Here is a 12,552-nt window from a genome sequence, read left to right on the forward strand (position 1 = left end):
CGCTTCGGTGCGTCGTACTCGGAGAGCCCCCGGCCCGGGTTCGCGGGGGGCGCCCCCCCCCGGGCCCGGCGTCGTGCCGCCCGGCGGCACGTACCGGCACAGCGAAAAGGCCGTCTTCCCATCGCTGAGAAAACGGCCTCCGACCATACGTGAAGCTGGTCGGGACGACAGGATTTGAACCTGCGACCCCTTGACCCCCAGTCAAGTGCGCTACCAAGCTGCGCCACGTCCCGTTGCCCGTCTGACCTGGGGTTTCCCCGGGCCGAACGCGCAGGGAAACAATACCGCACTCGGGGCGGTGATCGCGCACCCCTTTCTCCGCGGCCGGCGGCGGCGCCCCGCCCTCACACCTCTTGACCTCAAGTTTGCTTGAGGTTGCACGATCGTCGTATGACGATCACCGAGGAACGCGGACGCGCGTACGGCTACCGGGACCTGCCGGGTCTCATGGGCCTGATGACCGGCGACGAGAAGCACGGTCCGGCCGCGACGTCCACGCTGGACGTGCTGTGGGTCCTGTACGACCGGGTGCTGCGGGTGCGGCCCGAGCGCGCGGACGACCCCGGGCGGGACCGGTTCCTGCTGTCGAAGGGACACGGGCCGATGGCGTACTACGCCGTCCTGGCCGCCAAGGGCTTCGTGCCGGTGGACTGGCTGCCCGGCTTCGGCTCGTACGACTCGCCGCTCGGCCACCATCCCGACCGCACCCTCGTGCCGGGCGCCGAGATCGGCAGCGGATCGCTGGGCCACGGCCTGCCGATCGCCGTCGGCACCGCGCTGGGACTGCGCGCCCGGGGGCTGGGCGAGCCGCGGGTGTGGGTGCTGACCGGGGACGCCGAGCTGGACGAGGGCAGCAACCACGAGGCGATCGCGTTCGCCGGGCCCGCCGGTCTCGACCGGCTGCACACCGTGGTCGTCGACAACGCCTCCGCCCGTCACGCGCGGCCCGGCGGCATCGCCGCCCGCTTCGAGGCGGCGGGCTGGTCGGCGCTGACGGTGGACGGCCGCGACCACGAGGCGCTGTACGCCGCCTTCACCGCGCCGCACCCGGGCCGCCCGCACGTGGTGGTGGCCCGCGTCGAGCCGAAGCACGCGTGACTCGCACCCCCCGCCTTTGCCCCTGCCTCCGGAAAGGACCACCCCGTGGACACCATGCGCGACCGTTTCGCCCCTGTCGTCTCCCGGCTGCTCGACGAGGATCCCCGGGTCGCCGTGGTCCTCGCCGAGATCGGCGCGGACGGCTTCGCCGAGGCCCGGCGCCGGCATCCCGACCGGGTGATCAACGTGGGCATCCGCGAGCAGCTCATGATCGGGGCGGCGGCCGGGCTGGCGCTCACCGGGCTGCGGCCGGTCGTGCACACCTTCGCCAGCTTCCTCGTCGAGCGCCCCTTCGAGCAGGTCAAGCTGGACCTGGGGCACCAGGACGCCGGTGCGGTGCTGGTGAGCGCGGCCGCGTCCTTCGACTGGCCGGCCGGCGGGTACACGCACATGGCCCCGGGCGACGTGGCGCTGCTCGACACCCTGGACGGCTGGACCGTGCACGTGCCGGGGCACCCGGACGAGGCCGCGACGCTGCTGCGGCACGCGGTCGCCGCCGGCGACGACAAGGTGTACGTGCGGCTGTCCGTGCAGTCCAACGGGCAGGCGCGGCCCGTCGACGGGCGCAGCTCGCGCATCGTCCGGGAGGGCCGCCGCGGGGTGGTGCTCGCCGTCGGGCCGGTGCTCGACGCGGTGCTGGACGCGACGGAGGGCCTCGACGTCACCGTCCTGTACGCGACCACCGTCCGCCCCTTCGACGCGGCGGCCCTGCGCCGGGCGACGGACCGGGCCGGGACAGACGTGGTGCTGGTGGAGCCGTATCTGGCGGGCACCTCCACGGCGGCCGCGAACGACGCGCTGTCCGACGTGCCCCACCGGGTGCTGGGCCTGGGCGTCGGACGGCGGGAGCTGCGGCGCTACGGGCGGATCGAGGAGCATGCCGCCGCGCACGGTCTCGACGCGCGGTCGCTGCGGGAGCGCGTCGCGGGCTTCCTCGGCGACCGGGCGGCGGTGCGCGGTTGAGGCGGGCACCGGTGCTCCCGGGGCCCGCCTCCCCGCGGGTGACGGCGGCCGGCGCTCCCCTCCCGCCCCGGCCGCCGGGCGGACGGCGGCCGGTGCTCCCCTCCCGGACCGGCCGCCACGTGCTCACGGATCATGCCACGGGGCACCGACAACGCCCCGGGCCGTCAGTCGGCCGGAGCCGGGACCCCCAGCCGGGGATGGGCCTCCAGCAGCCGGGTGGGGGCCGCCTGGCGCCAGGAGTCGGCCAGGATGTCGTGCAGTTCGGCCTCGTCCTCCAGGGCGGCGAGGCGCACCCTCACCCAGGCGAACTGTGCCTCGTGACCGGCGATCCAGAACTTCTCCGGCTCGGCGAGCACCAGTTCGTCGCGCTCCACCTTGGGGCAGCGCACGGCGAGGGAGGTCTCGTTCTCCGGCAGGGTGGCGAACATCTTCCCCGCGACCCGGAACGTGGGCATGCTCCAGGCGATCTTCTCCGTCGTCTCCGGCAGGGACAGGGCGACACGTCGTACGTCTTCGGCATCCGGCATGGCTGGCACCGTAGCCCCTGCCACTGACAATCACCTGGTGGGAGCACCCGCCCCCACGCGCTTGTAGTAGATCGTCGTCGGGCGCAGGACGCCGGCGGGGTCGGCCGCGTAGTCCGGGATCGCGCCGACCGGGGTCCAGCCGGCGGACCGGTACAGGTGCTCGGCGGGGCTGCCGGTCTCGGTGTCCAGGTGCAGCAGGGTGATGCCGGCCGCGGCGGCCGCCTCCTCCGCGGCGGCCAGCAGGCGGCGGCCCAGGCCCCGGCCGCGGGCGTCGCGGTGCACCATCAGCTTGACGAGTTCGGCGCGGTGGCGGCTGTTGGGCTTGTCGGGCAGCGCGAGGCTCACGGTGCCCAGCGCGCGGCCGCCCTCGCACGCCACCCACACGGCGAGCTGCCCGGCCGCGACGGCGGCGGCCCGCCGCTCCCACCAGGCGACGGCCTCGGCCCGGTCCAGCGGCGCGAGGAAGCCGACCGAGGCGCCGCCGTCCACCGTGTCGGCCAGCAGTCCGGCCAGCTCCTCCGCGTGGTGCAGCAGTTGGACGTCGTCGAGACGGCGGGGGATCACGGCCGCACCACCGCCAGCACGTACCGCGCGTCCTCGGGGCCGGCGCACCGGAACCTGGTCGGGCCCCACACCCGCAGCCGCAGGCAGTCGCCGGTGGCGACGCGGTGCTCGGTGTCCTGCGCCGTGACGTCGAGGGTGCCCGCCAGGACCCAGAGGTGCTGTTCCAGGCCGGGCACGGGCGGGCGGTCGTAGGCGATGTCGGCGCCCGCGCCCAGCCGGCCCTCGACGAGTTCGCCCCGCAGGCCGGCGTGCGGCGGGGACACCGACCGGCGCCGGAAGCCGGAGGCGCGGTCCTCCCACACCGGCTGGTCGGCCGCCCGCACCAGCGGCACGGGCTCCGCCTCGACCTCGCTGAGCAGCTGGGACATGGTCCGCCCGTAGACGGCGCACAGCCGGTTCAGCAGGGAGGCGGTGGGGCTGATCTCCGCCCGCTCGGCACGGGACAGCGTGGACCGGCTCACCCCGCTGCGCTCCGCCAGTTCCCCCAGCGACCAGCCGTGCTGGGCCCGCAGCTCGGCCAGGCGCGCGCCGAGCCGGGCGTCCACGGCGCCCGGGGCCTCGATGATTCTTCCCATGTCCGGGACGTTATCCCGGATGTGGGACGCCACGGTTACGGATTCCTCACAGCCGCCCCGTCCCGGCCCGCCCGCGGCGGGGCGCTCACCCCCGCGCCGCCTCCGTCAGCGCCCGCAGCACCGGGCTGATCAGGGGATGCTCCTCGGCCCCCCGGCGGACGGCCGCGAAGACCCGGCGGGTCGGCGCGACGCCGTCGACCGGGCGGACCACCACCCCGGCCAGGTCCATCCCGCGCAGCGCCGACCGCGGCACGAGCGCCACGCCCGCGTCGGCCGAGGCGAGGGCCACGACCGCGCGGAAGTCGTCCGAGGAGTGCTCCAGACGCGGCTGGAACCCGGCGTTCTCACAGGCCAGGACCACCACGTCGTGGCAGGGGTTGCCCGGGTACGGGCCGATCCAGGGGTCCTTGGCCAGCTCGGCGAGCGGCACCTCGTCGGCACCGGCGAGCCGGTGGGCGACCGGGACGACCGCGTCGAACGGCTCGGCGTACAGCGGTACGTGCGTCAGACGCGGGTCGTCGGCGGAGGGTGCCCCGCGGTACTCCACCGCGACCGCCGTGTCGACCTGCCGGTCCAGCACCATCGGCAGGCTGGCGTCGCCCTCGGCGTCCTGGACGCGCAGCCGGATCCCGGGCGAGGTCGCGGCGAGCCGCGCCACGGCGGGCGCCACGACCTGGGCGATGCCGGTGGCGAAGGAGGCGACCGTGACCGTGCCGGCCGCGCCCGAGCCGTACGCGGCGAGCTCGGCCTCCGCGCGCTCCAGCTGGGCGAGGACCACATGGGTGTGGCGCAGCAGTATCTCGCCGGCCGGGGTCAGCCGGACGCCCTTCGCGCTGCGCTCCACGAGCCGGTGGCCGGTCTCCTGCTCCAGCGCGGTGAGCTGCTGGGAGACGGCCGAGGGGGTGAGGTACAGCGCGGCGGCAGCCGCCGTCACCGTGCGGTGGTCGGCCACCGCACGGAGGATGTGCAGCCGCCGCGCTTCGATCATGGGCCCGATTGTCTCAAACGCGTCCCCCGGGCCCGTCAGCCCTGCTCGGCGTCGAGGGCGGCGCGTGCCGCCACGAACGCGTCGACCGCCCGGTTCACGTCCTCGGTGGAGTGCGCGGCGGACAGCTGCACGCGGATGCGGGCCTGGCCCTGCGGGACGACCGGGTAGGAGAAGCCGATCACGTACACGCCGCGCTCCAGCAGCAGTTCCGCCATCCGGCCGGCCCGCGCCGCGTCACCGATCATGACCGGGGCGATGGCGTGGTCGCCGGGGAGGATGTCGAAGCCCTCCTCGGTCATCCGGCGGCGGAACAGGGCGGTGTTCCCGGCCAGCCGCACCCGCAGGTCGTCCGCCGACTCCAGCAGGTCCAGCACCTTCAGCGAGGCGGCCGCGATCACCGGGGCGAGGGTGTTGGAGAACAGGTACGGCCGGGAGCGCTGGCGCAGCAGGGCGACGATCTCGGCGCGGGCGGCCACGTAGCCGCCGGAGGCGCCGCCGAGGGCCTTGCCGAGGGTGCCGGTGATGATGTCCACGCGGTCCATGACGCCGTGCAGCTCGGGGGTGCCGCGGCCACCGGGGCCGACGAAGCCGACGGCGTGCGAGTCGTCGACCATGACCATCGCGTCGTAGCGGTCGGCGAGGTCGCAGATCTCGCGCAGCGGGGCCACGTAGCCGTCCATGGAGAAGACGCCGTCGGTGACGATCAGGCGCCGGCGGGCGTCGGACGCCTCCTTCAGCTGCGCCTCCAGGTCCGCCAGGTCGCGGTTGGCGTAGCGGAAGCGGCGGGCCTTGGACAGGCGGATGCCGTCGATGATCGACGCGTGGTTCAGGGCGTCGGAGATCACCGCGTCCTCGGGGCCGAGCAGGGTCTCGAAGACACCGCCGTTGGCGTCGAAGCAGGAGGAGTACAGGATCGTGTCCTCCTGGCCGAGGAACGCCGACAGCCGGGCCTCCAGTTCCTTGTGCACCTCCTGCGTGCCGCAGATGAAGCGGACGGACGCCATGCCGTAGCCCCAGCGGTCCAGGGCCTCGTGGGCGGCGGCGATCACCTCGGGGTGGTCGGCGAGGCCGAGGTAGTTGTTGGCGCAGAAGTTGAGGACCTCGCCGGGGCGGCCGCCCGCGGTGACGTTCACGGTCGCGGACTGCGGGGTGCCGATGACGCGCTCGGGCTTGTGCAGGCCGGCGGCGCGGATCTCGTCGAGGGTGGCGCGCAGGTCGTCGCGCACGGAGTCGAACATGGGATGGCTCCTGAAAGTGCTGTCGCCGATGGGGGGTTACGCGGTCCAGTCGAGGATGACCTTGCCGCCGCGGCCGCTCGCCGCGTCGGCGAACGCCGCCTCGAAGTCGCGGTAGCCGTACCGGCCGGTGATCACGGGCGCGAGGTCGAGGCCGCCCTCCAGCAGCACCGACATCGCGTACCAGGTCTCGAACATCTCCCGGCCGTAGATGCCCTTGATGGTGATCATCGAGGTGACGATCCGGGCCCAGTCGACCGGGAACTCCTCGGACGGCAGGCCGAGCATGGCGATCCGGCCGCCGTGCGTCATGTTGGCGATCATGTCGCGCATCGCCTCGGGGCGGCCGGACATCTCCAGGCCGATGTCGAAGCCCTCGCGCAGGCCCAGTTCCCGCTGCCCGTCGGCGATGGAGGACCGGGAGACGTCCAGCGCGAGGCTCACGCCGATCTTGCGGGCCAGTTCCAGCCGCTCCTCGCTGACGTCGGTGACGACGACGTTGCGGGCGCCCGCGTGCCGGGCCACGGCGGCGGCCATCAGGCCGATCGGCCCGGCCCCGGTGATCAGGACGTCCTCGCCGACCAGCGGGAAGGACAGCGCGGTGTGCACGGCGTTGCCGAACGGGTCGAAGATCGCCGCCACGTCGAGGTCGACGGGGACGCGGTGCACCCACACGTTGGACGCGGGCAGGGCCACGTACTCGGCGAACGCGCCGTCCCGGCCGACGCCGAGCCCGACGGTGGCCCGGCACAGGTGCCGGCGGCCGGCCAGGCAGTTGCGGCACTTGCCGCACACCAGGTGGCCCTCGCCGCTGACCCGGTCGCCGACGGCGACGTCCGTGACGTCCCGCCCGGTCCCGACGACCTCGCCGACGAACTCGTGCCCGACGACCAGCGGGGTGCGGATCGCCTGCTGCGCCCAGCCGTCCCAGGCCCGGATGTGCAGGTCGGTGCCGCAGATGCCGGTGCGCAGCACCTTGATGAGGACGTCACCGGGTCCGACGGCGGGCTCCGGCACGTCCGCGAGCCACAGCCCGGGCTCCGCCTTCTCCTTGACCAGCGCCTTCAACGCTACGGCTCCTGAGGGTGAGTCCCGGCCGCGGGCATGCCGAAGGAACCCCGGGGCCGGGAGAGGAGTGGAATCGCACAGCAATCTGCCCTACTCCGGCCCACCGGTCCATCGAGGTTTTCTTAAGCGCGGCCACAGCTTTCCTTCACGCCCGTCCGGCACCCCGGCCACCGCGGCGATCATGGCGTGCCCCGCCCTGGTCCGGCGTTCTGTCATATCAGCAGTCCGTGGTCCTCCCGCCGCTCCAGCCGTGCGACGAGGTCGGCGGCCCGTTCCTTGATGGCGGCCAGACCGGGTTGCCCCCAGGGGCGCGGCTCGACGTCGGCGACGCACACGGTGCCGAGCACCATGCCGGTGCTGTCGATGAGCGGGGCGCCCAGGTAGGAGCGGATGCCGTAGTCGTCGACGACCGGGTTGCCCGCGAACCTCGGGTAGTCGCGGACGTCCTCCAGGGCCAGGGCCCTGCGCCGGACCACCACGTGCGGGCAGAAGCCGTGGTCGCGGGGGAGCGCGCGGCCCACCCGGGCGCTGGTGCCGTCGCTGCGCACCACCGGCGCGACGAGCGGGGCGTGCAGCCCCGCGAAGAACTGCCCTGTCTCGCCGGGGAAGTTGACCATGGCGTACAGGGCTCCGCTGTGTTCGGCGAGGCAGGCGGCGAAGGCGTCGAGCGCGGGTTCCGGGCGCTCTCCCAGGCCGAGCCGGCGCAGCCGGCGGGTGCGGGCGGGGGCCTCCTTGTCCTCGGGTGTCAGCAGCAGACGACCGGCCGGGCGCGGCGGGTCGTAGCTCATGAGCGGGCTCCCGGGCGGTGTGCGTACGTCATGTGCGGCTCCGTGGCGGGGTGTGCGGGGGTCACATGTGGGCGCCGTACCCCAGGGTGGGGGCCGGTGCGTGGGCGATCAGGTGGCGTACGAGGGTGAGCAGGGTCTGGACGCCGGAACTGGAGATCCGGGCGTCGCAGCACACCACGGGGACGTCCGGCGAGAGGTCGAGGGCGGCGCGCACCTCCTCGGGGTCGTAGCGGAAGGCGCCGTCGAACTCGTTGACGGCGACGATGAAGGCCAGGCCGCGCTGTTCGAAGAAGTCGACGGCGGCGAAGCACTCCTGGAGCCGGCGGGTGTCGGCGAGGATGACCGCGCCGAGGGCGCCCTCGCACAGTTCGTCCCACATGAACCAGAACCGCTCCTGGCCGGGCGTGCCGAACAGGTACAGCACGTGCCGCGGGTCGAGGGTGATGCGGCCGAAGTCCATGGCGACGGTCGTCTCGACCTTGTTCTCGATCCCGTCGAGGTTGTCGGTCGCGGCGCTGACCGTGGTCAGCAGTTCCTCCGTGCTGAGCGGGGCGATCTCGCTGACCGCGCCGACGAAGGTGGTCTTGCCCACGCCGAACCCGCCCGCCACGAGGATCTTCAGCGCGGTGGGGAAGGGGTCGGTGCCGCCGTTGTGGTCAGAGCTGGCGTCGTAGTCCATCGAGCACTGCCTCCAGAAGGGCCCGGTCCGTCGGGTTGTGGTGGAACACGGGGGGCTTGGTGGTCAGCGCCCCGCAGTCGACGAGGTCCGCCAGCAGCACCTTGGTGACGGCCACCGGCAGCTTCAGGTGGGCGGCCACCTCGGCGACCGCCAGCGGGGCGCGGCACAGCTCCAGCGCCTGGGTGTGCTCGGGGCCGAGGTAGCCGAGGGGGGTCGCCCCGGTGGCCATCACCTGCGACATCAGGTCGAGTTCGACGGTGGGCCGGGTGCGGCCGTTGCTGACCGTGAAGGGGCGCACCAGCCGACCGGCCGCGTCGTCGAGCCAGGGCCCGTCGCCGGCCGCCGCCACGCTCAAGGCCTCATCGCCGGGTTGTCGACGCTGTGCTGCCGGGGCGCGGTCACCAGGTACGGCCGGACGCTCTTGACCAGCATCGCCATCTCGTAGCCGAGCACCGCCGCGTCGGCCTCGCGGCCGGCCAGCACGGCCAGGCAGGTGCCGGAGCCCGCGGTGGTGACGAACAGCAGGGTCGAGTCGAGTTCGACGACGACCTGCCGGACGTCGCCGCCGTCGCCGAAGCGGACGCCGGCGCTGCGGCCGAGGGAGTACAGGCCGGAGGCCAGGGCGGCCATGTGGTCGGCGCTGTCCGGGTCCAGGCCGTGCACGGACTTCACCAGTCCGTCGCAGGACAGCAGCACCGCGGCGGTCGTGTGCGGTACGCGTTGCACGAGGCCGCTCATCAGCCAGTCGAGGTCGGAAACGTGAGCGGTCGGCGCTTCGCTCGCCATGGTGGATCGACTCCTTGGGATACGTGGGTCTGCGGGAGCGGTGGGGGTGGGGTGGGGGGTGGTCATCCGGCGGACGCGCTCCCGTCGTGCCGGGCGGTGTGGTCGGTGGCGGGCGCGGGCACACCGTCGTGCGCGCCGCGCGCCTCGGTTATGCGGGTGAGGTCGCCGGGGCGTCCCCGGCCCTGCCCGACGTCCGCGGGGTCCGGGGCCGCCGGGAGGGCCGGGCCGGTGGTGGCGGACTCCAGGGGCTGACGCCCCACCTGCGGAGCGGCCCTGTGCGGGGCTTCCGGGTACGGGGCCTCCGTGTACGGGGCTTCCGTGTACGGGGCTTCCGTGTGCGTCGTCCCCAGGTGCGGAGTTCCGCTGTGCCCGGCGTCCGCGTGGACCTCCCTGTGCGGGGCGGCCATGTGCCCGGCGTCCAGGTGTGGGGCGTCCATGTGTCCGGCGTCCATGTGTGCGGTCACCATGTCCTCGGCCTCCAGGTGCTGTTGGGCCTCGGCCAGGCCGACTCCGCGCTGGAAGGCGGCCATCAGGCCGGGGTCGTGGCCGACGAGGTACTCGGGGTCCTGACGCGGGACCGGACCGTCGCGCAGCTGGGGTGCGATGTGCTCCTGGGCGCGGCGGCGGGGCAGCCGGGGCTTGCCCATGGTGCCGCGCACGGCGCCGTTGCGCGGGGTGGGGGCCGCCGCCACGTTCTCGGCGAGGACCCTCCGGTCGTCGTCGCTGATGCCGGGCACGGCGTCGGCGGGGGTGGGCCGCTCCCGGTGCGCCCCGCGCACGGGCAGCGGCGGGGGGCCGCCGTCGGCCCGTCCGGCGGGGCCGGCCGTGCGCCGGTGCCGGGGTTCCCCGGCCGGCGCGGAGCCGCCCCGCGCGCCGGAGCCGGCTTCCGTTCCGGCACCGGGCGGGGACCCAGGCGAGGCGGCCGCCACGGCCCCGCCCCCGGGCACCGGCACGGCCTCCGGCGAGGGCGGGGCGCCGGGCACCGGCGGGGAGCCCGGCCCGGACGAGGCCCCCCGGACGGGCAGGGCCCCCGTGTCGGACACGCCCTGCCCGGACGGGTCCCCCGCCCCGGAGGACGCTCCGGGCACGGGCGGAGCACCGTACGCGGGCGCGTCCCCGGGGAGGTGCCCCGCCGCGGACGCGGGCGCCCCTCCGGCCGTCGGCGTCGCTCCGGCCACGGGCACCGCGCCGGCCACGGGCGAGACCCCGGCCGGAAGCAGAGCGCCCTGCGCCGGCGCGCCGCCCACGGCTCCGCCCGTCCCGCCCGCCCCGTCCCGCGACTGCGGCCCGGCCCCCGCCGCGCCGGGCGGCGCCCCCAGCAGCGCCTGGGGCACGACGAGCACCGCCTGCACTCCCCCGTAGATGTTGCTCTGGAGCCGGACGGTGATGCCGTGCCGCCGCGCGAGCTGGGAGACGACGAACAGGCCGATGCGGCCGTCCGCGAGGAGCCGGGCGACGTTCACCTGGTCCGGGTCGGTGAGCAGCGCGTTCATCCGCTGCTGCTCCTCGGCGGGCATGCCGAGTCCGCGGTCCTCGACCTCGACGGCGAGCCCGGAGGTGACGAGGCTGGCGCGCAGTAGCACTTGGGTGTGCGGGGCGGAGAACACCGTGGCGTTCTCGACGAGTTCGGCCAGCAGGTGGATGACGTCGGCGACGGCGTGCCCGCGCAGTTCCCCGTCGATCGGCGGGACGAGCTTGACCCGGGAGTACTGCTCGACCTCCGCGATGGCCGAGCGCAGCACCTCGGTCATGGAGACCGGGTTGCTCCACTGCCGCCGGGAGACGGCCCCGCCGAGCACGGCGAGGTTCTCGGCGTGCCGGCGGATCCGGGTGGCGAGGTGGTCGACGTGGAAGAGGCCCTTGAGCAGGTCCGGGTCCTCGATCTCGTTCTCCAGCTCGTCGAGGATGGAGATCTCGCGGTGCACGAGCGACTGCAGGCGCCGGGCGAGGTTGACGAACACCTCGAGCTTCTGTTCGCTGCCGGCCTGGCTGGAGAGCTGGGAGGCCTGCACGACGGCGGTGACGGCGCCGTCGTGCGCCCGGGCCAGGTCGGCGGCGAGCAGCTCGAAGTCGTCCGCGTCGTCCGGCGGTCCGCCGGCCGGCTGCCGCTCCGGGGGCCCGTCGCCGCGGCGCAGCGTCTCGACCAGGGCCCGCAGGTCGGCCTCGCGCCGTGCGGTGCCGCGGCGCAGGGCGGCGACGCGGTCGTGCACGGACCGGGCGGCGCGGCCCGCGGCCACCGCGGCGATGACGATGCCGGCGAGGGTCACCGAGAGGGCGCCGCCGAGGACGGCCCACAGGGTGAGGCCCGGGCGGGTCCCGGTGGAGCGGACGGTGAAGAGGACGGCGGCGCAGCCGCTGAGGGCGACCGCCACGGGGGGCAGCACGGCGAGGCGCAGCAGCTGGGGCCGTATGTGGGTCTCGGGCAGCGCGGTGGCGGCGGTGCGGGCGGCCGGCCGCCCGTGCCGCCCGCCCTCACGGCGGTCGGCGCGGGGGGTCGGTGCGCGGAGGTGAGACATCGGTGTCCTCGTACGGGTCCGTCGGGCGTGGGGGCCAAGGGAGCTCGTGGGAGCCCGGCCGGGCTCGCGGGCCCGGGTGCGCGCCGTCCGCGGGGCGTGACGACGTGCGCGGTGCGCGGGTCCCGCGCCGGCACGACCGGCGGCCGCGGGTCCGGCGGGCCCCGCCGCTCCGGCAGGTCCGGCGGCCCCGGCACGCTCCGCCGGTCCGGCAGGTCCGGCGACTCCGGCGCCCTCCGTCGGTCCGGCAGGTCCCGTCGAACCGGCGGATTCCGCCGGTCCTGCGGGTCCCGTCGGTCCGGCAGGCCCCGCCGGTCGGGCCGGTTCGCCGGGTCCGGCGGGAGCGGGGCGCCCCGGGGTGCCTGCCGCCTCCGGGCAGCGGGGCTCCCCGTCGCGCCGACTCCCTCGTCCGCCTCGCGCCTGCACCTACCGGTCCCCGCTCCCTGACCCGCCTGATCCGGACGACACCCGTGCAGCGGCCTCTCGACACCGGCCCTGCGTCGCCCGATGGACACTCACCGTAGTCATCACCGCATCATGTGCGGTGGGCAGTTGACAAACTCATACGAGAAGCGTCCCGCTCTGGTATGAGGTCTCGCACGACAGATCGATGCCCGCCGCAGGCCCCTGCCCGAAAGCGAAAGGAATTCGATCCGACCTGGTCAGAACCGGTCATGGGGGCGCGGGGGGGGGGGGGGGGGGGGGGGGGGGGGGCGCCCCCCCCCCCCCCCCCCCCCCGCCCCCCCCCCGCCCCCCCCCCCCCCCGGC

13 protein-coding genes and 1 tRNA gene are annotated in these 12,552 nt (G+C 75.1%); 2 read left to right on the forward strand and 12 right to left on the reverse strand.

The features are described 5' to 3' along the window. Positions 1-156: 156 nt before the first annotated feature. Positions 157-233: transfer RNA gene (locus tag ACIF8T_RS33055), tRNA-Pro, on the reverse strand. A 157-nt stretch (positions 234-390) separates the two neighbouring features. On the opposite strand from ACIF8T_RS33055, the gene ACIF8T_RS33060 reads away from it, so the two are divergent. Beyond that, positions 391-1,098, forward strand: coding sequence for a transketolase (locus ACIF8T_RS33060; protein WP_400040184.1), 708 nt, complete (start codon positions 391-393; stop codon positions 1,096-1,098). A gap of 45 nt (positions 1,099-1,143) precedes the next feature. After that, positions 1,144-2,061: a transketolase family protein gene (locus ACIF8T_RS33065; protein ID WP_400040186.1), complete on the forward strand. Its 918-nt coding sequence runs from the start codon at positions 1,144-1,146 to the stop codon at positions 2,059-2,061. A gap of 164 nt (positions 2,062-2,225) precedes the next feature. On the opposite strand, the gene ACIF8T_RS33070 is transcribed toward ACIF8T_RS33065, so the two are convergent. The 11 genes from ACIF8T_RS33070 to ACIF8T_RS33120 form a co-directional block, all read right to left on the reverse strand. Continuing rightward, positions 2,226-2,588 (reverse strand): MmcQ/YjbR family DNA-binding protein, encoded by a 363-nt coding sequence (locus ACIF8T_RS33070; RefSeq protein WP_400040187.1) that lies wholly within the window; start codon positions 2,586-2,588, stop codon positions 2,226-2,228. Between the two features lie 30 nt (positions 2,589-2,618). Further along, on the reverse strand, positions 2,619-3,152 hold the full coding sequence (locus ACIF8T_RS33075) for a GNAT family N-acetyltransferase (protein ID WP_400040189.1): 534 nt from the start codon (positions 3,150-3,152) through the stop codon (positions 2,619-2,621). Next, positions 3,149-3,727 carry a helix-turn-helix domain-containing protein gene (locus ACIF8T_RS33080; protein WP_400040191.1) on the reverse strand — a complete coding sequence of 193 codons (579 nt, stop codon included), beginning with the start codon at positions 3,725-3,727 and terminating at the stop codon, positions 3,149-3,151. Before ACIF8T_RS33080 ends, ACIF8T_RS33075 begins: the two co-directional genes overlap by 4 nt. 85 nt (positions 3,728-3,812) lie before the next feature. Then, the gene (locus tag ACIF8T_RS33085; RefSeq protein ID WP_400040193.1) at positions 3,813-4,715 is read right to left on the reverse strand and encodes a LysR substrate-binding domain-containing protein; all 903 of its coding nucleotides are present in this window, start codon (positions 4,713-4,715) and stop codon (positions 3,813-3,815) included. A gap of 35 nt (positions 4,716-4,750) precedes the next feature. Continuing rightward, a complete protein-coding gene (locus tag ACIF8T_RS33090) occupies positions 4,751-5,953 on the reverse strand; it encodes a glycine C-acetyltransferase (protein ID WP_400040195.1) in 1,203 nt (400 codons plus the stop codon). Positions 5,954-5,989: 36 nt separating this feature from the next. Continuing rightward, positions 5,990-7,018, reverse strand: coding sequence for an L-threonine 3-dehydrogenase (gene tdh / locus ACIF8T_RS33095; RefSeq protein ID WP_400040197.1), 1,029 nt, complete (start codon positions 7,016-7,018; stop codon positions 5,990-5,992). 212 nt (positions 7,019-7,230) lie between these two features. Then, positions 7,231-7,806 carry a GAF domain-containing protein gene (locus ACIF8T_RS33100; RefSeq protein ID WP_400040199.1) on the reverse strand — a complete coding sequence of 192 codons (576 nt, stop codon included), beginning with the start codon at positions 7,804-7,806 and terminating at the stop codon, positions 7,231-7,233. Between the two features lie 61 nt (positions 7,807-7,867). Further along, positions 7,868-8,485: a GTP-binding protein gene (locus ACIF8T_RS33105; RefSeq protein WP_400040201.1), complete on the reverse strand. Its 618-nt coding sequence runs from the start codon at positions 8,483-8,485 to the stop codon at positions 7,868-7,870. Then, positions 8,463-8,834 (reverse strand): DUF742 domain-containing protein, encoded by a 372-nt coding sequence (locus ACIF8T_RS33110; protein ID WP_400040212.1) that lies wholly within the window; start codon positions 8,832-8,834, stop codon positions 8,463-8,465. The genes ACIF8T_RS33105 and ACIF8T_RS33110 overlap by 23 nt, the downstream gene beginning before the upstream one ends. 2 nt (positions 8,835-8,836) lie before the next feature. Next, positions 8,837-9,271: a roadblock/LC7 domain-containing protein gene (locus ACIF8T_RS33115; protein ID WP_400040202.1), complete on the reverse strand. Its 435-nt coding sequence runs from the start codon at positions 9,269-9,271 to the stop codon at positions 8,837-8,839. A gap of 62 nt (positions 9,272-9,333) precedes the next feature. Next, positions 9,334-11,787, reverse strand: coding sequence for an ATP-binding protein (locus tag ACIF8T_RS33120; protein ID WP_400040204.1), 2,454 nt, complete (start codon positions 11,785-11,787; stop codon positions 9,334-9,336). Positions 11,788-12,552 lie beyond the last annotated feature (765 nt).

It is taken from the genome of Streptomyces sp. NPDC085946 (assembly GCF_044540485.1).
Taxonomy (GTDB): domain Bacteria; phylum Actinomycetota; class Actinomycetes; order Streptomycetales; family Streptomycetaceae; genus Streptomyces.